Source organism: Devosia sp., from assembly GCF_028290625.1.
In the GTDB taxonomy this organism is placed as follows: Bacteria; Pseudomonadota; Alphaproteobacteria; order Rhizobiales; family Devosiaceae; genus Devosia.
The window spans coordinates 126,679-147,428 of sequence record NZ_JAQGJM010000014.1 but is presented as its reverse complement, the minus strand read 5'-3'; the positions used below and the strand labels follow the sequence as shown (position 1 = coordinate 147,428).

The 20,750-nt window shown below is 63.5% G+C and carries 28 protein-coding genes and 1 tRNA gene; 16 read left to right on the top strand and 13 right to left on the bottom strand.

Annotated elements, in window-relative coordinates; all coding sequences use genetic code 11:
* The first annotated feature begins 148 nt into the window (after nucleotides 1–148).
* Nucleotides 149–234, top strand: a tRNA-Leu gene (locus tag JWR51_RS08315).
* 16 nt (nucleotides 235–250) lie between these two features.
* Here the strand turns inward: JWR51_RS08315 and JWR51_RS08310 are convergent.
* Entirely contained in the window at nucleotides 251–940 is a 690-nt protein-coding gene (locus JWR51_RS08310; RefSeq protein ID WP_299746165.1) for a class I SAM-dependent methyltransferase, read from the bottom strand.
* A gap of 165 nt (nucleotides 941–1,105) precedes the next feature.
* Between JWR51_RS08310 and JWR51_RS08305 the strand changes: the two genes are divergently transcribed.
* Nucleotides 1,106–1,435, top strand: a complete 330-nt coding sequence (locus JWR51_RS08305) for a hypothetical protein (RefSeq protein ID WP_299746163.1) — start codon at nucleotides 1,106–1,108, stop codon at nucleotides 1,433–1,435.
* 10 nt (nucleotides 1,436–1,445) lie between these two features.
* Nucleotides 1,446–1,823 carry a Rid family hydrolase gene (locus JWR51_RS08300; RefSeq protein ID WP_299746161.1) on the top strand — a complete coding sequence of 126 codons (378 nt, stop codon included), beginning with the start codon at nucleotides 1,446–1,448 and terminating at the stop codon, nucleotides 1,821–1,823.
* On the opposite strand, the gene JWR51_RS08295 is transcribed toward JWR51_RS08300, so the two are convergent.
* Entirely contained in the window at nucleotides 1,820–2,623 is an 804-nt protein-coding gene (locus JWR51_RS08295) for an alpha/beta hydrolase (protein ID WP_299746159.1), read from the bottom strand. The two genes, JWR51_RS08300 and JWR51_RS08295, sit on opposite strands and share 4 nt — an antisense overlap.
* Before the next feature lie 262 nt (nucleotides 2,624–2,885).
* Here JWR51_RS08295 and JWR51_RS08290 point away from each other — a divergent pair, with 262 nt between their 5' ends.
* Nucleotides 2,886–3,170, top strand: coding sequence for a hypothetical protein (locus tag JWR51_RS08290; RefSeq protein WP_299746157.1), 285 nt, complete (start codon nucleotides 2,886–2,888; stop codon nucleotides 3,168–3,170).
* Here the strand turns inward: JWR51_RS08290 and JWR51_RS08285 are convergent.
* The gene (locus JWR51_RS08285; RefSeq protein WP_299746156.1) at nucleotides 3,167–3,826 is read right to left on the bottom strand and encodes an RluA family pseudouridine synthase; all 660 of its coding nucleotides are present in this window, start codon (nucleotides 3,824–3,826) and stop codon (nucleotides 3,167–3,169) included. The genes JWR51_RS08290 and JWR51_RS08285 overlap by 4 nt on opposite strands.
* 110 nt (nucleotides 3,827–3,936) lie before the next feature.
* Between JWR51_RS08285 and JWR51_RS08280 the strand changes: the two genes are divergently transcribed.
* Entirely contained in the window at nucleotides 3,937–4,119 is a 183-nt protein-coding gene (locus JWR51_RS08280) for a CsbD family protein (RefSeq protein WP_299746153.1), read from the top strand.
* A 53-nt stretch (nucleotides 4,120–4,172) separates the two neighbouring features.
* On the opposite strand, the gene JWR51_RS08275 is transcribed toward JWR51_RS08280, so the two are convergent.
* Nucleotides 4,173–4,700 carry a dihydrofolate reductase family protein gene (locus JWR51_RS08275; RefSeq protein ID WP_299746150.1) on the bottom strand — a complete coding sequence of 176 codons (528 nt, stop codon included), beginning with the start codon at nucleotides 4,698–4,700 and terminating at the stop codon, nucleotides 4,173–4,175.
* Between the two features lie 66 nt (nucleotides 4,701–4,766).
* Between JWR51_RS08275 and JWR51_RS08270 the strand changes: the two genes are divergently transcribed.
* The 6 genes from JWR51_RS08270 to JWR51_RS08245 all read left to right on the top strand — a co-directional run bounded on the left by JWR51_RS08270 (nucleotide 4,767) and on the right by JWR51_RS08245 (nucleotide 9,931).
* On the top strand, nucleotides 4,767–5,342 hold the full coding sequence (locus tag JWR51_RS08270) for a TetR/AcrR family transcriptional regulator (RefSeq protein WP_299746148.1): 576 nt from the start codon (nucleotides 4,767–4,769) through the stop codon (nucleotides 5,340–5,342).
* Nucleotides 5,343–5,415: 73 nt separating this feature from the next.
* The gene (locus JWR51_RS08265) at nucleotides 5,416–6,684 is read left to right on the top strand and encodes a DUF763 domain-containing protein (RefSeq protein ID WP_299746146.1); all 1,269 of its coding nucleotides are present in this window, start codon (nucleotides 5,416–5,418) and stop codon (nucleotides 6,682–6,684) included.
* 56 nt (nucleotides 6,685–6,740) lie between these two features.
* The gene (locus JWR51_RS08260) at nucleotides 6,741–7,280 is read left to right on the top strand and encodes a methylated-DNA--[protein]-cysteine S-methyltransferase (protein ID WP_299746145.1); all 540 of its coding nucleotides are present in this window, start codon (nucleotides 6,741–6,743) and stop codon (nucleotides 7,278–7,280) included.
* A 488-nt stretch (nucleotides 7,281–7,768) separates the two neighbouring features.
* Nucleotides 7,769–8,650, top strand: a complete 882-nt coding sequence (locus JWR51_RS08255) for a CHAD domain-containing protein (RefSeq protein WP_299746144.1) — start codon at nucleotides 7,769–7,771, stop codon at nucleotides 8,648–8,650.
* Between the two features lie 2 nt (nucleotides 8,651–8,652).
* Complete coding sequence (locus tag JWR51_RS08250; RefSeq protein WP_299746142.1) at nucleotides 8,653–9,105, top strand: CYTH domain-containing protein; 453 nt, start codon at nucleotides 8,653–8,655, stop codon at nucleotides 9,103–9,105.
* Nucleotides 9,106–9,157: 52 nt separating this feature from the next.
* Nucleotides 9,158–9,931: a MerR family transcriptional regulator gene (locus tag JWR51_RS08245; protein ID WP_299746139.1), complete on the top strand. Its 774-nt coding sequence runs from the start codon at nucleotides 9,158–9,160 to the stop codon at nucleotides 9,929–9,931.
* A gap of 35 nt (nucleotides 9,932–9,966) precedes the next feature.
* Here JWR51_RS08245 and JWR51_RS08240 read toward each other — a convergent pair whose 3' ends face one another.
* The 3 genes from JWR51_RS08240 to JWR51_RS08230 form a co-directional block, all read right to left on the bottom strand.
* Nucleotides 9,967–10,179: a hypothetical protein gene (locus tag JWR51_RS08240; RefSeq protein ID WP_299746136.1), complete on the bottom strand. Its 213-nt coding sequence runs from the start codon at nucleotides 10,177–10,179 to the stop codon at nucleotides 9,967–9,969.
* A gap of 93 nt (nucleotides 10,180–10,272) precedes the next feature.
* A complete protein-coding gene (locus JWR51_RS08235) occupies nucleotides 10,273–10,815 on the bottom strand; it encodes a gluconokinase (RefSeq protein ID WP_299746132.1) in 543 nt (180 codons plus the stop codon).
* 9 nt (nucleotides 10,816–10,824) lie between these two features.
* Nucleotides 10,825–11,595 (bottom strand): glucose 1-dehydrogenase, encoded by a 771-nt coding sequence (locus JWR51_RS08230; protein WP_299746130.1) that lies wholly within the window; start codon nucleotides 11,593–11,595, stop codon nucleotides 10,825–10,827.
* Between the two features lie 197 nt (nucleotides 11,596–11,792).
* Here JWR51_RS08230 and gndA point away from each other — a divergent pair, with 197 nt between their 5' ends.
* Complete coding sequence (gndA, locus tag JWR51_RS08225; RefSeq protein WP_299746128.1) at nucleotides 11,793–13,211, top strand: NADP-dependent phosphogluconate dehydrogenase; 1,419 nt, start codon at nucleotides 11,793–11,795, stop codon at nucleotides 13,209–13,211.
* Nucleotides 13,212–13,217: 6 nt separating this feature from the next.
* On the opposite strand, the gene JWR51_RS08220 is transcribed toward gndA, so the two are convergent.
* The 5 genes from JWR51_RS08220 to JWR51_RS08200 all read right to left on the bottom strand — a co-directional run bounded on the left by JWR51_RS08220 (nucleotide 13,218) and on the right by JWR51_RS08200 (nucleotide 17,147).
* The gene (locus JWR51_RS08220) at nucleotides 13,218–13,706 is read right to left on the bottom strand and encodes a GNAT family N-acetyltransferase (protein WP_299746126.1); all 489 of its coding nucleotides are present in this window, start codon (nucleotides 13,704–13,706) and stop codon (nucleotides 13,218–13,220) included.
* Between the two features lie 2 nt (nucleotides 13,707–13,708).
* Nucleotides 13,709–14,191 (bottom strand): N-acetyltransferase, encoded by a 483-nt coding sequence (locus JWR51_RS08215; RefSeq protein WP_299746125.1) that lies wholly within the window; start codon nucleotides 14,189–14,191, stop codon nucleotides 13,709–13,711.
* Entirely contained in the window at nucleotides 14,169–15,524 is a 1,356-nt protein-coding gene (locus JWR51_RS08210) for a TCR/Tet family MFS transporter (protein WP_299746124.1), read from the bottom strand. Before JWR51_RS08210 ends, JWR51_RS08215 begins: the two co-directional genes overlap by 23 nt.
* A 156-nt stretch (nucleotides 15,525–15,680) precedes the next feature.
* Nucleotides 15,681–16,889, bottom strand: coding sequence for an FAD-dependent monooxygenase (locus tag JWR51_RS08205; RefSeq protein ID WP_299746123.1), 1,209 nt, complete (start codon nucleotides 16,887–16,889; stop codon nucleotides 15,681–15,683).
* A gap of 12 nt (nucleotides 16,890–16,901) precedes the next feature.
* The gene (locus tag JWR51_RS08200; RefSeq protein WP_299725288.1) at nucleotides 16,902–17,147 is read right to left on the bottom strand and encodes a zinc-finger domain-containing protein; all 246 of its coding nucleotides are present in this window, start codon (nucleotides 17,145–17,147) and stop codon (nucleotides 16,902–16,904) included.
* Between the two features lie 287 nt (nucleotides 17,148–17,434).
* Here JWR51_RS08200 and JWR51_RS08195 point away from each other — a divergent pair, with 287 nt between their 5' ends.
* The 3 genes from JWR51_RS08195 (at nucleotide 17,435) to JWR51_RS08185 (ending at nucleotide 19,422) form a co-directional block, all read left to right on the top strand.
* Entirely contained in the window at nucleotides 17,435–18,199 is a 765-nt protein-coding gene (locus JWR51_RS08195; RefSeq protein WP_299746122.1) for an alpha/beta hydrolase, read from the top strand.
* Between the two features lie 85 nt (nucleotides 18,200–18,284).
* The gene (gene cysE, locus JWR51_RS08190; protein WP_299746121.1) at nucleotides 18,285–19,160 is read left to right on the top strand and encodes a serine O-acetyltransferase; all 876 of its coding nucleotides are present in this window, start codon (nucleotides 18,285–18,287) and stop codon (nucleotides 19,158–19,160) included.
* Between the two features lie 43 nt (nucleotides 19,161–19,203).
* Nucleotides 19,204–19,422 carry a DUF3126 family protein gene (locus tag JWR51_RS08185; protein WP_299746120.1) on the top strand — a complete coding sequence of 73 codons (219 nt, stop codon included), beginning with the start codon at nucleotides 19,204–19,206 and terminating at the stop codon, nucleotides 19,420–19,422.
* A 187-nt stretch (nucleotides 19,423–19,609) separates the two neighbouring features.
* Here JWR51_RS08185 and JWR51_RS08180 read toward each other — a convergent pair whose 3' ends face one another.
* Nucleotides 19,610–20,263 carry a hypothetical protein gene (locus tag JWR51_RS08180; RefSeq protein ID WP_299746118.1) on the bottom strand — a complete coding sequence of 218 codons (654 nt, stop codon included), beginning with the start codon at nucleotides 20,261–20,263 and terminating at the stop codon, nucleotides 19,610–19,612.
* Between the two features lie 116 nt (nucleotides 20,264–20,379).
* On the opposite strand from JWR51_RS08180, the gene JWR51_RS08175 reads away from it, so the two are divergent.
* Complete coding sequence (locus JWR51_RS08175) at nucleotides 20,380–20,700, top strand: hypothetical protein (protein WP_299746116.1); 321 nt, start codon at nucleotides 20,380–20,382, stop codon at nucleotides 20,698–20,700.
* Nucleotides 20,701–20,750: the final 50 nt, after the last annotated feature.

Sequence of the window (20,750 nt, the reverse complement as noted above, 5' to 3'; positions counted from 1 at the left end):
AACTAACCAATTGGGGCGCAAGCCCTCGGGGCGAAAGCCGCTTTACACCGTGTCTCCGCGACGCCGCAAGGCCGGGCGGCGCGTTCTGCTGTCCGAACCGCCGAAGACGTTGGCAGGCGACGGGAGGCATGCTAAGCGCCACTGCGCTGCGGGCGTGGTGGAATGGTAGACACACAGGACTTAAAATCCTGAGGGGGTATCCCCGTGCGGGTTCGAGTCCCGCCGCCCGCACCAGATTTCGGCCTGTGCGTCAGGCCCGCCCACTCAGCACCGCGAACCGCCAGGCTTTGAACGTGCAGTCGACCTGGCTGAGGCCGGCGGCGCGCATCCAGAGGAGTTGGTCTTCGACGGAGGCGCAGCGGTCATGGGACATGCGCTCATGGGCCTTGGCGATTTCGGCTTCGGGGACTCCGGCGGCTTTGATCTGGTCGAGCCAGATACGGGCGTAGCGGTTCTGGGTGACGGGATCGCGGGCGATGACTTGCTCGGCGTTGACGAACAGGCCGCCGGGACGCAGGGCGGCGCGGATGCGGGCGAAGAGGCCGCGTTTGTCGTCGTCGGCGAGATGGTGGATCGCGAGGGCGGAGATGATCAGGTCCCAGGGGCCGGCGAGATCGGCACTGGCCATGTCGGCAATGCCGTAGGTGATGGCCGGATTGTGGGCGAAGCGCTGGCGGGCCTGGTCCAGCATCTTGTCGGAGGCATCGACGAGGTGGATTTGGGCGTGGGGGTGGCGGGTGAGGACCATGGCGGAGAACAGGCCGGTGCCGGCGCCCAGATCGAGCACGCGCAGGGTTTGCGGCGGTTGCCACTCGTCGATCAGGTCGAGCGCGGTGCCGTAGAACATGTCGAAGCAGGGGATGAGGCCGCGGCGGATGGCGTCGTAGCCGGCGGCGTCGCGATTGAAGGCGGGGGCGGAGGAAACGTTCAGATCGGCCATGATGGGTTCCGGCTTGCCATATCTGCCAAAAGGCATGGCGCGATTTAGGGCGGAATCGGGTCGGGCGTCGATGGCCGTTGCGTTGGAACAGGCGTTGGTCGCGGCGATTGACCGGGCAAAGCGCGGCGTGCCATGACCGTGGCAGGGCTGTTGGGGATTTGGATGATGGCGCAAGAGCTTAAATATCGGCTGGGTGGCGCGGTGCTGCTGGCGGTGGGGCTGGGCGTAGCGTGGTTTTTCCTGTTGGGGCCGTTGCAGGAAGCGCAAAGCGGGGCGCCGGAGGTGAGCTATCAGCTCAAGGCGTTCGTGCTGGTGCCGCTGTGCGTGGTGTTCGGCTTGGGCTTTCTCGTCGCCGGGTCGCGGCTGGAATACCGGACGGCGGACCACAAGAATTTCACCGTCGTTGGATGGGTGCTGTTCATTGTTGCGGCGGCGTTGACGGCGGCGGGGTATTTCTGGTTCCAGCAGCAGTTTGCGGCGCTGGGCTATGTCTGAGGAGCGCGGCATGATCGAGCGGATCGAAACGGGAATTGCGCCATCGTCGTCGCCGGTGAACGACGCCATTCGAGCCGGCAAGCAGGTTTGGCTGGTGGCGATCGCGGAGGACCCGGTGACGGGCGATATCGTTGACGGCGATATCGGTGTGCAGACGCGGCGGACGGTTCAGAACCTCGATATTGCCATTCGGGCGGCGGGCGGAACGCTGGCCAATATCGTGCAGGTGCAGGTGTTTTTGATCGACAAGGCGGATGCGAAGGGGATGAACGCGGTTTATGCCGAATTCTTCAAGCCGCCTTATCCTGTGCGGGCGACGGTGGTGGTCAAGGAACTTTTGGCCAGCGGCTTGCGGGTGGAAATGCTGGCGACGGCGGTACTGGGCTAATTTTCGCGGATCAGGCGAGTGAGAGCCTCGCTCGCCAATGTGTCCGGGGTTCCCAATTCGAGCACGATGCTCATGTGATTGGCGCCGGGCAGGGTTGTGACCGGGCCAGCGTTCAGACGCTGCGCCAGTGCGGCTGCCTGAGCGTGGAATGGCGCGGTCTCGGCTTCGCCAACGAGGATGGCGGTGTGTGTCGTTGTTGTCAGGCCGAGATGCAGGGGCGAATAGCGGGCGACTTCGGTATCGGTGAGCCCGATTTCGGCTTGCAGGAATGATGTTTGCAGGGGCTTGAGATCATAGACGCCGCTGACGAGCAGGGCGGCTTTGATTGGCGCTGACTGTGGGTTGAGCAGGAAGCAGCAGAGATGGGCGCCGGCGGAGTGGCCGGACATGGTGAGGCGGGTCGCGTCGCCGCCGAAATCGTCGGCATTGTCGGCGATCCAGGTTGTGGCGCGGCGGATCTGGTCGATGATGGTGACCATGCGCACGGCGGGCATCAGGGAGTAGTCGATGATCGCGGCGATGCCGCCGGCGGCAGTGACGGGGTCGGCGATGAAGGAATAATCCTCCTTGGCGAACATGCGCCAATAGCCGCCATGGATGAAGATGTGCACGGGGGCGGGGCCGGACTGAGTTTCGGGGAAGAACAGGTCCAGGCGCTCGGTGGGGGCATCGCCATAGGCGACGTTGATCTGCGAGCGCAGCGTCGCGCGGGTGGCGAGGCTGCGGCTGGCGTATTCGGTCCTGTAGCGTTCGAAATCGGGCACGAAATTGCGCGTGCGGAACAGATCGATCTCAGTCATCAGAATGCCGTCGCGATGTATTTGGCTTCCCCGAGGTCGCCGGTGAGGGCGGCATGCAGCAAGAGGTCACGCGGCATCCGTAGGGCGGCTAACAGGCTCATGGGCGATATCCTGGCGGTATGGACGCAGGCCAGTATAGGCCTCTGCGAGAGCGGAGAGAAAGGCAAGTTGAACAGCGCCGCGGCGGTGGAAAACCGGATCGGCGGTTGTGTCGCGTTTCGGGCGGCGGCATGGTGCGGGAAATTGATCCGGGGCCAGGCTGATGCTGCTGAAACGCGAACTTTTGGAAGAGATCAAGGCGGGGAAAGTCGACGTAGTCTTCCGGCGCTGGAGCCGGCCGAGCGTCAAGCCGGGCGGAACGCTCAAGACCAAGGTGGGGCTATTGGCCATCAAGGCGATGGACGAGATGTCGCCCGATGACGTCAGCGAGACCGATGCGAAGCGGGCAGGATTTGCCGATGTGGCGGGGTTTCGCAAGTGGCTCGATACGATGAAGGCCGGGGAGTATTTTCATCGGATCGAGGTGGGGTATTTGGGGGAGTCTTAAAACGGCACCGGCGCCGTGAAGTGGCAGAGTTCGCCCGTCGTCGGGTGGGTGAAGCTGAGTTCGGCGGCGTGCAACTGCAATCGGTCAGCGGCCGCGAAGGCCTCGGGATCGGCGTAAAACGCATCGCCCAGAATCACATGGCCGATGGCCTTCATGTGAACCCTGAGCTGATGCGTGCGGCCGGTGAGGGGGATGAGGCGGAGGCGCGTGGCATTGCCTTCGCGCTCCATGACGCTCCATTGCGTCTGGGCGGCACGGCCGGTCTCGTAGTCGACCTTCTGGCGGGGCTTGTTGTCCCAATCGGTGGCGAGGGGAAGATCGACCAGGCCCTCGTCGGCCTCGACATTGCCCCAGACGCGGGCGATGTAGCTCTTTTGCGTCAGGCGATTTTCGAACTGGGCGCCGAGCTTTCCATGGGCGCGCTTATTGAGCGCCATCAGGATGATGCCGGAAGTGTCCTTGTCGAGGCGATGCACCATTTCGGCGGTCGCCCACTTCTGGCGGGCGCGGTGGCGAATGCTGTCCCAGAGCGATGGGTCCTTGCCGGGCACGCTGAGCAGGCCGCTGGGCTTGTCGAACACCAGCAGGTCGTCATCGCCGTAGATGAGATTGAGATAGGGCTCGAGGGGCGGAAAATAATCGAGCAATGTGGGCATGGGACCGGGCATGGCGCCTGTTAGCAGGTTTGGGGCAGGTGGCCAATTTGTAATGCAACGTCCGTCGTGGTGGCCCGTTGATGGTGCAGCACAGGCAAAGGAGTTTTGCGATGCACAAGGACGAAGTTAAAGGCGCCGGCAAGCAGGTCAAAGGCGCAGTCAAGGACGCGGTTGGCGGCCTGACCGGCAATGAACGCCTGCAGGCCGAAGGCAAGATCGACAAAGCTGCCGGCAAGATCCAGCAGAAGGTCGGCGAGGCCAAGGATCGCACACGCGACGCGCTCAAGCATTAGTCGATCGCAGATCGAGAAAAGAGGCCGCCCTTCGGGGCGGCTTTTTGTTTGGCTCAGCCGAAGCGATAATGCAGGCGGGCGCAAACCGAGCCGATGGCCTGGGCGGAGATCAGTTTTGGGCTGAGGCGCGCGCCAGTGGCGGGGAACAGAGGAATGCCGCCACCGATGATCTCCGAGATCACGTAGATTTCGATTTCGTCCAGCGCGCCGCGCCTCATGAATTCCATTTGTAGCTTGCCGCCGCCGAGCATCCAGACGTCACCGTCTTCGAGCGCGCGCAGTTCGGCGATCAGGGCGTCGACGTCGGAGCGGGTTTCGAGCGGGCCCTTGGGATTTTTGATTGGGCGCGAGGTGACGACGATGACGCGTTTGCCTGCATATTCCCAGGCGCCGTCGTAACGGGCGATCCAGTCATAGGTGCCCCGACCCATAACCACGGTTTGGACGCGGTTGATGAATTGGCGGTAGTCATGCTCGCCCAGATCGAGCTCCGGCTGCTGGGTTAGCCAATCGAGGCTTTCATCGGTGGTAGCGATGAAGCCGTCGAGGCTGGTGGCAATATATCCGAGGATTCTAGCCATTGGGGATCTCCTTTGGTAAGGTGGTCAAGATATATAAATGAACGTTCGTTTACAAATGGACTTTGCATGGCGCGGCCAAGAACGGTGACCGATGAAGCGATCCTTGATGCTGCCATGGCGTTGATGCATCGCGAGGGTCCGGAGGCGCTGACCTTTGCTGCGGTCGGTAAGGCGGTGGGGCTGGCGCCGGCGACGCTGGTTCAGCGCTATCCCAGCAAGGAGGCGTTTTTGCGGGCGGCGTTGTTGCGGGCCTGGGATGGGCTGGATGCGCTAACCGCGACGGCGGACCGGGAGGAGCGGGTGACCGTCGAGGGCGCCATCGCCATGCTGGTGCGCATGTTTCCGACCGGGACGGGCGAGACCGATTATGCCGAGGGGCTGCTGATCCTGCGCGAGGACATGCGCGATCCGGTATTGCGGGCGCGGGGCACGGCGTGGGGCGAAGTGCTGGCGCTGGCGCTGGGCAGGCGGCTGACGCAGGACTGGGTGGACCAGATGCGGCTGGGCCGGCTGATGGCCAGCCAATGGCAAGGCGCGCAAATCTGGTGGGCGTTTTCGCGGCGTGGCGATCCGGCTGTGGTGATCGCGGAAGAATTGCGCGATTGGTGCGCGGTGGTTCTGAAGCCCAGGGCTAATAAATGATGTTCTTGTTTTGTTTGCATTTGGTGTAGCATCGGCGTAGCTTTTCCATAGCTGGAACTGCCGCGAGGATGACGTGGGACAACGGGCGGGAAGTGCCGATCTGCCGCTGCATAATGGGCTGGTGCCGAAATGGCTGGCCGACCGGATGACCAAGCTCGGCACCATCATCAGCGAAGCCATCGTGCTGGAATATGGCCGCGACGAACTTTTGGCGCGGCTAGCGCATCCGTTCTGGTTCCAGTCGTTCGGCGCTGTGATGGGGATGGATTGGCACTCCTCGGGCATTACCACCAGTGTCATCGGGGCGTTGAAGCGCGGGCTGACGCCGCTGGCGGGGGAATTGGGCATCCATGTCTGTGGCGGGCGCGGCAAGCATTCGCGGCAGACGCCGGCGGAATTGCTGCGGGTCGGCGAAAAGGTGGGGCTGGATGGCGTGGCGCTGGGGCAGGCCAGCCGGCTGGTAGCCAAGGTCGATAGCGCGGCGGTGCAGGATGGGTTCGACCTCTATCTGCATAGTTTCATCGTCACTGATGACGGCAAATGGGTAGTGGTGCAGCAGGGCATGAATGGCGATAGCCGAGTGGCGCGGCGCTATCACTGGCATTCGGAAGGGCTGACCAGTTTCGTCAATGCGCCGCATGCGGCCATCGAAGGCAAGGGCCAGGGCAATATCGTCAACCTGACGGATCGGCGGGCGGACGCGTCGCGCGTGGGGCAGCTTGATCTGCTGGCGTCGCTGGGCCCTGACGGGATTGCGCGCGAGCTTGGCAAGATGACCCCGCAGGCCGCGGTCGAGGAGCTGGCGCAGATGGCGCTGCCCTATCTGGTGATGCCGGCGCATCACGATGTGCGGCCCAAGGATGTGATCACGCGGCGGCTGCATGGGGCATTGGCGGCGGCGGCGGATCGGGGGCCGAAGGATTTCGCGGAGCTGCTGATGGTGCCGGGCGTTGGCGCACGGACTGTCGAGGCGCTGGCCATGGTGGCCGAGGTGGTGCATGGCGCGCCCTGCCGGTTCAGCGATCCGGCGCGGTTTTCCTTCGCCCATGGTGGCAAGGACCGGCATCCGTTCCCGGTGCCGATCAAGGTCTATGACGAAACCATCGGCATCCTGAAATCGGCGGTGCAGAAGGCTAAACTCGGCCAGAGCGAGGCGCTGGACGCGATGAAGCGGCTGGATGATCAGTCGCGGCTGATGGAGCCTTACGCAAAGGGACCGTCGGTGGAGTCGTTCATCGCGCAGGAGCGCTGGCGCTCGCATGGCTATGGCGGGCGGAGCGTATTCGGCGAGGAGCCACCGCCGGAGGATCTTGCGGCGGCGATGCACGAAGGGGTGCGCTAGTTCGGCGCGTCAATATCGGGTTGTCCGGGGCGGGCGAAGGAGGGTAAGCCGGACGAATGCAGATCTGTGTTTTTGAAACCGAGCTTGGCGTGTTCGGCCTTGGCTGGACCGAGGCAGGCATTGCGCGGGCGCATTTGCCGGGGCTGTCGGGCGAGACAGTGGAGGCGCGGCTGCTGCGGCATGGGGCGGAAGTGGCCGAGCCGCCGGCGGCGATCCAGGGCGTGATGGCGATGGTGCGCGACTATGCGCGCGGTGTCGCAGTGGATTTTTCGGGTGTGCCGCTCGATCTCGAGGGACTGCCGGAGTTTCATCGCCGGGCTTATGAATTGCTGGTGCAGATCGGCTATGGCGAAACGACAACCTACGGCGCGCTGGCGCGGCAACTGGGCGATGTGAGCCTGTCGCGGGCGGTGGGCCAGGCGATGGGCGCCAATCGCATCCCGCTGATCATTCCCTGCCATCGGGTGCTGGCCAGCGACGGCAAGCCGGGCGGGTTTTCGGCACCGGGCGGCGCGGCATCCAAGCTGCGCATGTTGGCGCTGGAGGGTGTGCAGGTCGGGCCGCCGGATACCGGGCAGCAGTCCTTCGCGTTTTAGGGTGCGATCGACATTCGGGTTTGCGGGTGTGGGAGGGCTCCGGTTGGCTCTCTGCCCTTTGATGGAGCCGAAGCAACCGGAGGAGGCAAGCCACTCCAGTGGAGCGATTTGCGTGCCGGACGATCGAGCGGCGAGGGCTGGAGTAGGGTTTTGCTCGCTTCGAAACCCAAATTGGTGAGCGTGCGCTGGACCTTCAGAACCCTTCGGCCTCAATCGCCATTTGAGCGTAGCTCCGATGGCCTCCTTGCTTAAATCGCTTGCCGAAGTGATTTGTCTCCATGCGCCGCCCGGCAGCCGCGCAAGGGAGGCGGCGGCGGTGGTAGGGCGACGACAGATTTGAATGCCGCTTGGTGCTGCTCCTGGTTGTCGCAGGCGCGTTGGCGAAATGGTCGGTAGGTCCTTTTGGCGGCTTGCGTTAGTGCGTGGGGGCTGCAACCGATCATCGGGGTGAAGGTTTGCCCTTGTTGATTCTGACACGGAGAGGTCGGATGTCGTTTGCCTTCGAGACGGACGATGGCAATGTCGAGCGCGGCCTGCGCCGGATCGCCATCGAGCAGATCGACAAGGCGCTGCTTGAGGCATCGGCGTCGCAGGCGGAATTCGACGACACGGTGCATCAGTTGCGCCGGCGCTGCAAGAATTTGCGCGGCCTGTTGCGGATCGTGCGGCCACAGTTGAAGGCGTTCAAGGCTGAGGACGGCGCGGTCGCGAGTGCGGCTTCGCAGCTATCGCATGCGCGCGATGCGGCGGTGATGGTAGCGACATTTGATGGCCTCGTGGCGAAGAGGCAAGATGCCGACGAACTGCAGCAATTGCGCAATATGCTGACCGAACGCAGCCGGGGGCTGACGCTGCATATCGACGAGCAGGCCTTGCTGCGTGAGTTCTGCGAGGCCGTGCTGGCGATGCGCGAGCGGGTGGGCGGCTGGACGCTGAAGCGCAAGAAGTTCGGGGCGATCGCGGGCGGCGTGGAGGACACGTATCGGCGTATGCGGCAAAGCATGCGCGAGGCGGCGAAGGATGGCTTGCCGGAGACACTGCATGCGTGGCGCAAGCAGGCCAAATATCATCGTCACCATATGCTGCTGCTGCGCCGCCACGCGCCCGACATGCTCGATGGGCGTAGCAAACTATTGGCGGAACTCGCCGATCTGTTGGGCCAGCATCACGATCTGGCTGTGCTGGTCGATGTACTCAGTGGCCGGGTCGCCGGCGCATCGGCGGCGCTGAATTCGATTATCGAGCTGGCGAACGAGCGGCAGCATAACCTGCAGGAGCAGGCCTTCGCGCTGGGCCGGCAGATCGCGGCGGAGAAGCCGGGCGCGTTGACCGAACGCCTGCAGCGCTATTGGACGCTGGAGGGCGTATAGCGATGGCCAAGGAAATCGAACGGAAATTCCTCGTGCATTCGGACGCCTGGCGGGCCGCCGCCAGCGGCAGCGAGGGGATTGTGCAGGGCTATCTGACGCGCGGGGGCGGAGTGACCGTGCGGATCAGAATTTTCGACGACGCGCGGGCGGTGCTGACCATCAAGGCGGGCGGGACGGCGCTGTCGCGCGACGAATATGAATACGAGGTGCCGCTGGCCGATGGCCGCGAATTGCTGGCGCATGCGGGCGGGCAGGTGCTCGAGAAGCGGCGATATGGGGTGCCCTATGGCGGGCGTGACTGGGAGGTCGACGTGTTCGAGGGCCGGAATGCGGGGCTGGTGCTGGCCGAAATCGAGATGGAAAGCGAGGACGCCAAGGTCGACCTGCCTGACTGGGTGGGCGAGGACGTGACAGGCGACCCGCGCTATTACAATTCGAGCCTGGCGGGCGCTTGACCCTGACGCGACGTCAGAGCGTATCGCAATGTCCATGCGGAGACGTGGACGGATGAAAACCTATACGGTCAATCAATTGGCGCAACTGGCCGGCATCTCGGTGCGGGCGTTGCATCATTATGATGAGATTGGCCTTCTGAAGCCCGCGTTCACCGGCGACAATCGCTATCGCTATTACGGGGACGAGGAGTTGCTGCGGCTGCAGCAGATCCTCATTCATCGGGAGCTCGACATTCCTTTGGGGGAAATCGGCGCGCTGCTCGATGCCCCGGGATTCGACCGGCTCAAGACGCTGCAGCAGCAGCGCGAGCGGCTGGCCGAGCAGGCGGAGCGGTTTGCCGGCATGGTCAGGACGATCGACCGCACGATCGCCCGATTGCAAGGAGATCGCGAGATGAAAGACGCGGATTTGTACAGCGGCGTGGTGTCGCCGAAAAAGCAGGCGGAATATCACGCCTGGCTGGAGCAGCGCTTTGGCGAGGGGGCGCGTGAGAGCATCGCGGCCGAGAAGAAGCGGCTGGCCGGATTGGCCAGGCACGACAGCGAGGCCGAGATGGCCGAATTGCGCGAGATCGAGCAGGGATTGGCCGAGGCGATGCGGCTCGGTGTGCCGCCGCAGGCGGCGCAGTTGGAGCCGCTGATCGAACGGCACGCGCAGTGGGTCGGCGGCCGATGGGGGCGGACGGTGACGCCGGAGGCCTATCTGGGCCTGACTGAGATCTATCTCGGCCATCCTGATTTCGTCGCCCGCTACGAGCAGATCGAGGCCGGCTTCACCGATTACCTGGCCAGCGCGATGCGAAGCTGGGCTCAGCGGCAAGACTGACCGATGGGGGCGCGTCCGAAGCGGCGCGCCTCCGCCTACAAGTCGAGGGTCAGCATGCCTTCGGATTCGCCATCGACTGGGTCATCGGACCACGGGCGCGTCATTGGCAGTTCGAGCGTAAGCGGCTGAGGGGCCAGGCGTTCAGCTTCGGCAGGTTTGAGATCGGCAATCATCCAGGCCGGCAGGTTCGGCGCCGCGGGGCGGCCGGAGCGGGCATCGGTCGGGATCGTGCGAGAGAGCTTGCTCATGTCACATCCTCGATTGGCGGCCGGGTCTTGCCGGCCATACCAATAGTAAGCGCCGATCGGCCTAACCAATCGTGAACGGCGCGTTCAGGAGCGCTATTGCCAGCGCTTGAAGGTCTTGAGGTGGTCGAGTTCCTTGACCACCGAGACGGTGAGTTTCTCGACTGGATCGGTCACCGGCAGGACGAGGACATTCTCCGTGGCGGGGTTGGGCGGCTCAAGGGTGGCGAACTGGCTGTCGAGCAGGCTGGTCGGCATGTATTCGTGATGGCGGCGGGCCATGCGCTCGGCGATGACTTCGCGCGTGCCGGAGAGATGAACGAATAGAATCGGTTCGCCGGCTTTGTTCGTCAGATACTCGCGGTAGCTTTGGCGCAGGGCGGAGCAGGCGCCGACGGCGGCGCCCTTCTTGTCGGCGGCTTCGTGCAGGGCCAGAGCCAGGCGTTCCAGCCAGGGCCAGCGGTCCTCGTCGGTCAGGGGAGTGCCGGCGCGCATTTTCTCGACATTGGCGGGCGGGTGATAGCCGTCGCCGTCGAGGAAGGGCACGTGCAGGCGGCGGGCAATCGACTGGCCCACCGTGGATTTTCCCGACGAGCTGACGCCCATGACGATGATGATGCGGGCGGGGATCAAGCTCATTGATGCCTCCTACACCGTCGCGGTGAACGCGCCATCGACATAGAGGATGTGGCCGTTGACGAATTTGGCCGCGTCGGAGGCGAGGAAAATGGCGGCGCCGCCCAGTTCGTGCGGCTCGCCCCAGCGGCCCATGGGGGTGCGGGTTTCAATCCAGGCGTTGAACTTTTCGTCCTTGGTCAGGGCTTCGTTCAGTTCGGTGGCAAAATAGCCGGGGGCGATGCCGTTGACGTTGAGACCGTGCTTGGCCCAATCGACCGCCATACCGCGTGTCAGGTTGGCGACGGCAGCTTTGCTGGCGGCGTAAGGGGCGATCGAGGGGCGGGCGAGCTCGGACATCAGCGAGCAAATGTTGATGATCTTGCCGGCGCCGCGGCTGATCATGTGGCGGGCGACGGCCTGGCCGACATTGAACACCGAGGTGACATTGGTGGTGATGAGCTGGTCGAATTTTTCCGGCGGAAAGGCTTCGAGTGCACTGCGGAACTGCATGCCCGCATTGTTGACCAGGATATCGATGGGGCCGATTTCATCTTCACAATAGGCGATAGCGTCGTTGACGCTGTCGCGGCTGGTGACGTCGAAGGCGACGGCCTTGACGCGGGCGCCGGTCGCAGCCAGTTCGCTGGCCGCGGCGCCTAAAGCGACGTTGTCGCGGGCGTTCAAAATGATGGAGGCGCCGGCATCGGCGAGGGCCGCGGCGATGGCAAAACCTAGCCCGCGGCTGGAGCCGGTGACCAGGGCGCGCTTGCCCGTCAAGTCGAACTGAGAAAGCTTGGCCATGGGGTCCTCCGGCAATCGGCGCGACCGTATTCCAAGGCGGGGTGATCCGGCAATACAATCTGCCATACAAGAGGCCGTCATGCTCAAAAAGCATGCTTATACGACTTCCGTCTAGCCGCGGTTTGTGGTCATGTGCGCCCGCGACGACAGTAGCATGCGGCGACTTGACGCATTAGATTTCTCGGAAGGACTTACGGATGTCGACAGCGGATATCGGCCTTATTGGCCTTGCGGTCATGGGCTCGAACCTGGCGCTGAATATTGCCGAAAAGGGCTACACTGTCGCAGTGCATAACCGCAGCGCGGGACGCATCGACGAATTCGTGGCGATGGCCAAGGAGCAGGGTCTCGACGGCAAGGTGATCCCCAAGGCGGACCTGGCCGAGTTTGTTGCGGCGGTGAAACGCCCGCGCTCGATCATCATCATGGTCAAAGCCGGCGCACCGGTCGATGAAATGATCGAACACCTGCTGCCGCATCTGGAACAGGGCGACGCGATCATCGAGTGCGGAAACTCCCTTTTCACTGACACACAACGCCGCTTCGACTACCTCAAGCCCAAGGGCATTGGCTATCTCGGCGTCGGCGTTTCGGGCGGCGAAGAGGGCGCGCGGCACGGGCCATCGATCATGGTGGGCGGCTCCAAGGAGCAGTGGCACAATGCCGAGCCGGTGCTGACCGCGATCGCGGCGCAGTTCAATGGCGAAAGCTGCTGCGCTTACCTGGGCGAGGGCGGCGCGGGCCACTTCGTCAAGACCATCCACAACGGCATCGAATATGGCGACATGCAGATGATCGCCGAAGTTTATGGCGTGATGCGCGATGGTCTGGGGATGAGCCCCAAGCAGGCGTCGGACGTGTTCAAGGAATGGAACAAGGGGCCCCTCAATTCCTATCTGATCGAGATTACCGGCCATGTGCTGGCTGCGGTCGATAGCGAATCGGGCAAGCCGCTGGTCGAGCTGATCCTCGACAAGGCGGGCCAGAAGGGTACCGGCGTGTGGTCGGCGATCGCGGCCCAGCAGATGGGCGTGCCAGCAACGGCGATCGAGGGCGCGGTGGCGGCTCGCTCGATCTCCTCGCGTAAGGACGAACGCGTGGCGGCCGAGGCCATCTATGGCAAGCGCAATGCGACCAAGGCCAACATCACGCTGGCGGACCTCGAAAAGGCGCTGCTGGCTGGCAAGATCGTCAGCTATGCGCAGGGCTTTGCGGTGATCGCCAAGGCATCGGACGAGAACGGCTGGAACCTGCCGTTGTCGACCATCGCCAAGATCTGGCGCGCCGGCTGCATTATCCGCTCGCGCTTCCTCGATCAGATGGCGGCAGCCTATTCCAAGGGCGGCAATACCAATCTGCTGGTGGTGCCGGACTTCGTGACGTTGATGAAGGACAGCCATCCGTCCCTGCGCAAGGTCGTGGCGGCGGCGGCGGTCGGGGAATTCCCGATGATTTGCCTGTCGGCGGCACTGAGCTATTTCGACAGCTTCCGCCAAGCACAGGGCACCGCGAACCTGATCCAGGGGCAGCGCGATTTCTTCGGTGCGCATGGTTTTGAGATCGTGGGCCGCGGTGGTGACCTGCACGGCACCTGGCCGAGCACCCTGGGCAAGTAAGGTCTGCTAGATGCGCGATTTGGCGTAGATCACTTGATCTGCGCCAAATCGGATCAGTCTTTGAACAGGCGTCATGCCTATTCGCAAGAGCATGGCACAGGACCGCTGGTTCGCGGCCTGTGTTTCGGCGACGATCCTGTCGAGTTCCGGATGAATCTCAAAGCAGCGGGCGATTGCGGCAGCGACAATTTCGGCGGCAAGGCCTCGGCCCCGGTATTCCGGCAGCAAGAGGTACGATACTTCGGTGTCCCTGCCATCGTGGTGGGGCCCGAAAAGCACTATTGCAATCGGATCCTGATTTTCCAGTAGTGTCGCCACGTAGGCCGCAACCGCGCTGTCGGCCAGGAGCGCAGCAAAATCGCGCTTCATGCTATCCAGGCCATGCGTTCCGCCCAAAAACTGCCTTACCTCGGCGTCACGATTCAGAGCCGCAAACAGGGCAAAATCGTTCTGCGTTAGCATGGCTAACCGGCAACGATTGGTTTGGAACGGCATGGTCAAAGCGTTTTGTACATCACGTAGCTGTCCACATAGCCGTGGGACGGGTGGCTGAACGCGCCGGGCAATGTGCCGACGATGTCGAAGCCCAGCTTTTGCCAGAGGGCCACGGCGCGGGTATTGGTGGAGACGACGTGGTTGAACTGCATGGCGCGGAAGCCGCGTTCGGCGGCGCGCAGCAGCGAGTGCTCGCACATGGCACGGGCCACGCCTTTGCCCTGAGCGGCTGGCGCAGTCATGTAGCCGCAATTGGCGACGTGGGCACCGCCACCGGCCTGGTTGGCCATCAGATAGTAGGTGCCAAGAATGACGCCGTCGTCCTCGGCGACGAAGACTTCGTGACTGGGCGCGAACCAGTAGGCGAGGGTTTGCGCGTCAGTGAGGTCGTTTGCAATCGCATAGGTTTCGCCAGCGCGCAGGACTGGCGCGACGATGGCGAGGATGGCGGCGTGATCGGCCTCAGCGGCGGGGCGAATTTGCATTGGGGTCATCCGGGATGCCATCGCCGTCTTCGTCGGGGAAGGGGATATCGATCTGGCCTGGTGGGCTCATATCCGGGCGCATCGGCTTGTTGGCGATGCTGGGGCGATGCGCCAGATCGAACTTGAAGGCCGCAACCACAAAGATCACCAAGGCCAGGACCACCGAAGCGGCTGCCGCGACAAAAGGGGCGCCGGGGAAATAGCCCGGCGAGGCGGGTGCGTTGGTGAAGTAGGAAAAAATCTGGGTGGCGGCGAGCGGGCCGATAATGGTGGCCAGCGAATTGGCGGCGTTCACCGCGCCCTGCAGTTCGCCCTGGGTATTGTCGGGCACCTGGCGCGACAGCACGCCATTGATGGCGGGAGCCGCAAGGCCGCTGACGGCCCCGATCATGATGAAAAGGTAGAGGTAGTAAACCTCGCTGGTGAAGGCGACGCCGGCGAAGGCGGTGACCGCAGCCAGCAAGCCCAGGATGACGACCGGCGTTTCGCCGAGCCGCTTGACGAACGGGCCGACAAGGAAGGCCTGGCAGATGGCGAAGCCGACGCCGAAGGCGCCAAGCGAGCGGCCGATATTGGAGGAGGTGAAGTGGAACACCTCGACGGTGAAATAGCTGAACACGGAGGGTAGCGCCTGGGCGGCCAGCGAGAAGGCGAACAGCACGCCCAGCAGCCACAGCACGATGGGATATTTGCGCAGTGCGACCACGGCGCCGAAGGGATTGGCGCGGCGAATGTCGAACTTGCGCCGATTGGCCCTAGGCAGGCTTTCGGGCAGCACGAACAGGCCGAACAGCAGATTGGCGAAGGCCAAGCCGGCGGCGGCAAAAAATGGCGCTCGGGGTCCCAGTTCGCCCAATTCGCCGCCGATGACCGGGCCGATGATGAAGCCGAGCCCGAAGGCGGCGCCGATCAGGCCGAAGCGGTGAGTGCGCTTATGGGGCGGGGTGATATCGGCCATATAGGCCGTGGCGGTGGCGACGGCGGCGCCCGCGATGCCGGCGATGATGCGGCTGACGAACAGGTACCAGACGACGGGCGCTATGCTCATCATCAGGTAATCGAAAGTCAGGCCGGCCAGCGAGCAGAGCAGCACCGGGCGGCGGCCGAAGCGGTCGGAAAGGTTGCCAAGCACAGGCGAAAACACGAATTGCATGAAGGCATAGGCAAACACCAGATAGCCGCCGATGACCGCAGCCTGGGCCACGCCGCCGCCGGTCAACTCTTCCAGCAATTCGGGCAGGACCGGCACGATGATGCCGACGCCGATCATGTCGAGGAGAATTGTGACGAGGATACAGGCGAGGGTCAGTCGTGAGCGTGTCGCGGCTTGCATAGAGTGGTCGCTACCCTTTCAATCTGTCGCGCAGTTGACACAGGCGCACCAGCCAAAGCAAGGCCGGAGGGTGGTTTGTGTGCTGGAGGATTTGCCTTTGAAGCGCGAATTCCAGCTATCGATCAAGGGCTTGCAGCGCGGGGACGAGAGATTGATTCAGGATGAAGCGGGGAATTTGCCGCGCATCGTGGCCGCGGCGTCGTAGCCGTAGAGCCAATCGAGACGCTTGAGATGGGCGCGGCCGCCCTGCGCCGCGATCACCAGGTTCCGCGCAGTGCTGAACGGCCACTTCATGTGGAAGATAGCGCCATTGGTGTGCGAGAGCTTGGCGACGCGCTCGACGCGGGGGCGGCGCAGGGCTTCGAATTTGGCGAAGGCGGCCTCGGCATCGGGGTTGGCGATCAGCAGTGGGGCGAGAATTGCGGCGTCCTCGATACCCATGGCGGCGCCTTGCGCCTGGAAGGGCTCCATGGCGTGGGCGGCGTCGCCGATGAGGCCGATATTGCCGCGGTGCCAATGCGGGGCCTGCACGGTGTAAAGTGGCCAAGGGGTCCAGGACGTGCCGGCGGCGGCCAGAATCACGTCGAGACGCGGGCTGCGGCGAAGCGGCCTGGGCAGGGCCAGTTTTGCGTCGTCGGAGCGGGACGTTGGGCCTTTGGCGAAGAGCGCAATATTGACCTGGCGGCGGTGGGGCAGCGGGTAGCAGACCATGTGGTAGGCGGGGGCGAAGAACACCGAGACCCGATCGAGCGCGACCTGGCCGGCCATGACATCGAAGGGGAGCAGGGTGCGCCAGGCGGCTCGGCCGCGGTAATCGGCGGCTGGGCCATGGAGTAGGCTGGTGCGGATGGTGGAGTGGACGCCGTCGGCGCCGATCAGCGCGTCGGCGCGGCCGGTGCGCGATTGGCCACTGGCGTCCTCGATGGTGACGGACACGCCACGGTCGCTGGGGACGGCGTTCCAGGCGCGGACGCCGAACAGCATGTCGATATTGGCGAAGCGGCGGCAGGCCTTGTAGAGCGCATCGGCGAGATCGGCGCGGTGCATGACGGCATAGGGCGCGCCGAACTTCTCGCGGATGGTGGCGCCGAGCTCGAGAGTGACGAGCGGGTTGGGGCGGCGATAGGGGTAGATGTCGATACCGGAGGGCTCGAGGCTATGGGCGGTCAGCGCCGCGTCGAGGCCGAGGTCGTTCAGCACATGGCGGGCATTGGGGCTGATCTGCAGGCCGGCGCCGAATTCGGACAGCACCGGGCTGCGTTCGAGCACCACGACATGGGCGCCGAATTTGGCGAGCGCCAAGGCGAGGGTGAGGCCGGAAATGCCGGCCCCCACGATATAGTAGATGTGGCCCTTACCGGGCATGGCGAAAACCCGTCAGGCGGCGTCGGCCTGGAAGACGGCGGACAGCGGGTTGGCGGTGCCGGCGGCGAGGCGAGAATTGAACACGAAATGGGTGGAGCAATAGGGGCAAACCGCTTCGTTGTCCTTGCCCATATCGATGTAGATGTGGGGATGATCGAACGGGGGCAGGGCGCCAACGCACTGGAATTCCTTGGAGCCCACCTCGATCTGGCGAAGACCCTCGGTATTGTGGAAATGGGGCGTTGTGCCGTGAGCCATGGTGCAGACCTGCGTAGGTGGAGTGATTTGGGGCGGACCTTATCCAAATGGGGGGGGATTTGGAAGGGCGTCGGGGGGCCGGTACTTCATTCGCCCACTCTCTGTCCTTCCCGCGGACTTGATCCGCGGGGCGCTCTCGGCGAACGCGTGGGTCAGGGGCGTGGTGAGGGGCCCGCGGGTCAAGCCCGCGGGAAGGAAGCGCCCGGATGTGGGTGGGGCGAGACTGGGGTTCCGCAACGGCGCTTGGCGTTCTAAAAGCCGGTGCATCACTACATGAGGTTGTCGCCTTGCCCACATTCCAATCCGATGGCCTGACCCTGGCTTATGAGGTGTTCGGCACGGGCCAGCCGGTCCTTTGCATTCATGGCTTTGCCTCGAGCGGCAAGGTGAACTGGATCGATACCGGGTGGGTGGAGACGCTGACCGGGGCGGGATACCGGGCGATCCTGATCGACAATCGCGGGCATGGGGATTCGGACAAGCCGTATGATCCGGAGCGCTACCATCCGCAGGACATGGCACGGGACGCGGTGCGGCTGCTCGATCATCTGGGGATCGAGCGGGCGGCGCTGCTGGGCTATTCGATGGGCGCGCGGATTGCGGCTTTCGTGGCGTTTCAGGTGGAGGCGCGGGTGGCTTGTGTCGTGTTCGGCGGCATGGGGATGAACCTGATCAACGGGCTGAGCGACGGCAATGACATCATCGCCGGGCTGCGGGCGCCGACGTTGGCGGAACTGAGCCATCCGACGGCGCGGCAGTTCCGGATTTTCGCCGACCATACCAAGGCCGATCGGGAAGCGTTGGCGGCCTGCATGGAGACTTCGCGCGAGCCGATGGCGCGCGCAGACGTGCGGCGAATCGCGGTGCCGGTGCTGGTGGCGGTGGGCGAGGCCGATACGATGGCCGGGCCGCCCGAGGCGCTGGCTGACCTTTTGCCCCAGGGCGAGGCCTTCGTCATTCCCAAGCGTGATCACATGCGCGGCACCGGCGATCCCAAATTCAAGGCGGCAGCGCTGGAGTTTTTGAGCAGGAATTTCGCCGTGGTGAGATGAACGTGAACCAAACAAGCCGTTGGGGCTTTGTTTTGGAGCATGGGATAGCTTATATCGACGGACTTGAATGTGGGAGTGACGTGCCATGAGCGCGAACGCCAAGAAATCCGCCAGCGTCCAATCGATGGATCCCGTATGGGATGCCGTGCGGGCCGGAGCGCGACAGGTCATCGCCACTGAGCCATCGCTGGCCAATCTGGTGATCTCGGCAGTCCTCAATCACGAAACCTTCGAGCAGGCTTTGGCGCACCGCATTGCGGCGCGGCTGGATCATGAAGACGTGTCGGCCGATATCATAAGGCAGACTTTTGCCGAAGTGATCGCCGATACGCCGAAGATCGGCACGGATGCGCGGGTCGATCTGGCGGCAACGCTGGAGCGCGATCCGGCCTGCCACCGCGCGGTCGAGCCGCTGCTGTATTTCAAGGGCTACCAGGCGATCCAGACGCATCGGTTTGCCCATGCGCTGTTCCTGGCGGGGCGGCGCGATTTTGCGCTCTATCTGCAGAGCCGGGCCAGTATCGTATTTCAGGTGGATATCAATCCGGCCGTGCGGATCGGGCAGGGTATCATGCTCGATCACGGCACGGGGCTGGTGATCGGCGAGACAGCGGTTGTCGGCGATAATGTGTCGCTGCTGCAGGGCATCACGTTGGGCGGCACCGGCAAGGCCGACCAGGACCGGCACCCCAAGATCGGCAATGGCGTGCTGATCGGCGCGGGCGCCAAGGTGCTGGGCAATATCAAGGTGGGCGATTGCTCCCGCATTGGCGCCGGCTCGGTGGTGCTCAAGGAAGTACCGCCGCGCACCACGGTCGCCGGGGTTCCGGCCAAGGTGATCGGCGAAGCAGGCTGCGCGCAGCCGGCGCTGGTCATGGACCAGATGATCCTCGTGCACGACCTCGAAACTACGCCTTCCACTGCTAATTCGGACAGCCCAGGGGTTGCCCCAAGCGCCTGAGGCCCTACATTGCGGCCTTAGCCAAACAATAGGACGCGTGACAGTGAATCAGCCCGAGATCCTCAAGCTGCAGAAGTTTTTGCAGGTGAAGTTCAACAACAAGAACATCGACGTGCGGCCGCGCCACAAGCTCAACGATTCGGTGGAAGTGTTCATCGGCGATGAATCGGTCGGTCTCATCCACCTCGACGACGAGGACGGCGACAAGTCATATATCTTCAACATGTCGATCTTGGACATCGACTTGGAAGACATAGGCTGAAAACTACTCTGCTGAGCTTTGGGGCGCGCCCTCGTGGTTCGAGGCTCGCAAAGGGCTCGCACCTCACCATGAGGGCTACTGCTCGACTTGGGGTTTTTAAGTAGTCCTCATAGTGAGGTGGCAGCGGAGCGACCCTCGAACCACGAGGGCGTGCCACCATGCCTAGGTTGGCCGGGGTCAATGGCCCCTACCAAGCCCCGATCTGACCCAGCCATTTTTGCATTTCGGAATCGAACTGGCGCCAGGATTGCAGGGCGCTGGCGTCGAAGGCGTAGACCGCCGCGATGCCGCTGGGCAGGAACACCGTGCGCAGGCATTGCACCGGCTCATCCTTGCGGACGGGCGCCAGGCATTTGGCGACGAATGGATTGGCTGCCAGCGCATCGTACCAGACGCTTTCGCCGGTAAAGCCATCGCCATCGTGCAGCGGCTTGCCGACTAGGCCCGCGACACCGCTCAGGGTGTCATCGTCAAATTGATGTAGATAGACGCCATCGAGCAGGATGGCGCTCGGGCGGACGCGGCTACGCGGCAGCAGCGTCACATCGACCGGTATGGCGCTTTCGCCCAGCAGCACGTGCAAGTCGATCTGGTTGACGAATCCGCCGCGCAATTGCTCGCCGTAACGAAACCATGATGACGGTATCGTCAGTTCCTTGCCGGCAACAGCAATGGCGACGGTGTTTTTGTCAGTGAGGCTCGGCGGCGCGGCGCGGTTGTTCTTGCCCAGAATGTCGACCACGTAGGCGGCGCCGACGGCCAGCAACAGCACCAGAACGGCAATGCCGGCAAGGTTGAAGCCGAGCGAGCTGGGCTGCGGTGCGGCCGCATGGGTGCGCATGACCAGAATTAACCAGTTCAGCCGAGGAGAGGTGACATGGCATAGAGCCCGCAATATGCTTAATGAAGGGTTAACAGTGGCCGATTTCCAGGGATCGGCCAGCGGGGGCGTTGAGTATGGGTCGCGAATTGCTTGCTGCAGCAATAATCATCGGCGTGGGTTTGTGCGTCGCCGGGGCCGGCACCCATCTCTATCAGTGGCGCCTGCGCCAGCCGGCGATATTGCGCTATGACGGGGCAACCGTGTTCGCGTCCATGGGACATCTGGTGATGAGCTTTTTCTGCGGCCCCTACATCATGCTGCAGATGGGCTGGAACCATGAAGAAAACAATGCAGTCACAATGGGTTCGGCACTGGTGTCTGCCATCGTGGCTTTCGGCTGGGCCTTCGTCACCGGTCTGCTGATCATGGGCGTCTACGTCTTCGTGCAGCACTAATCTCGACGTCCATTCGCGAATGGCAATGAGGCCAGCTTCAAAAAAGAAGC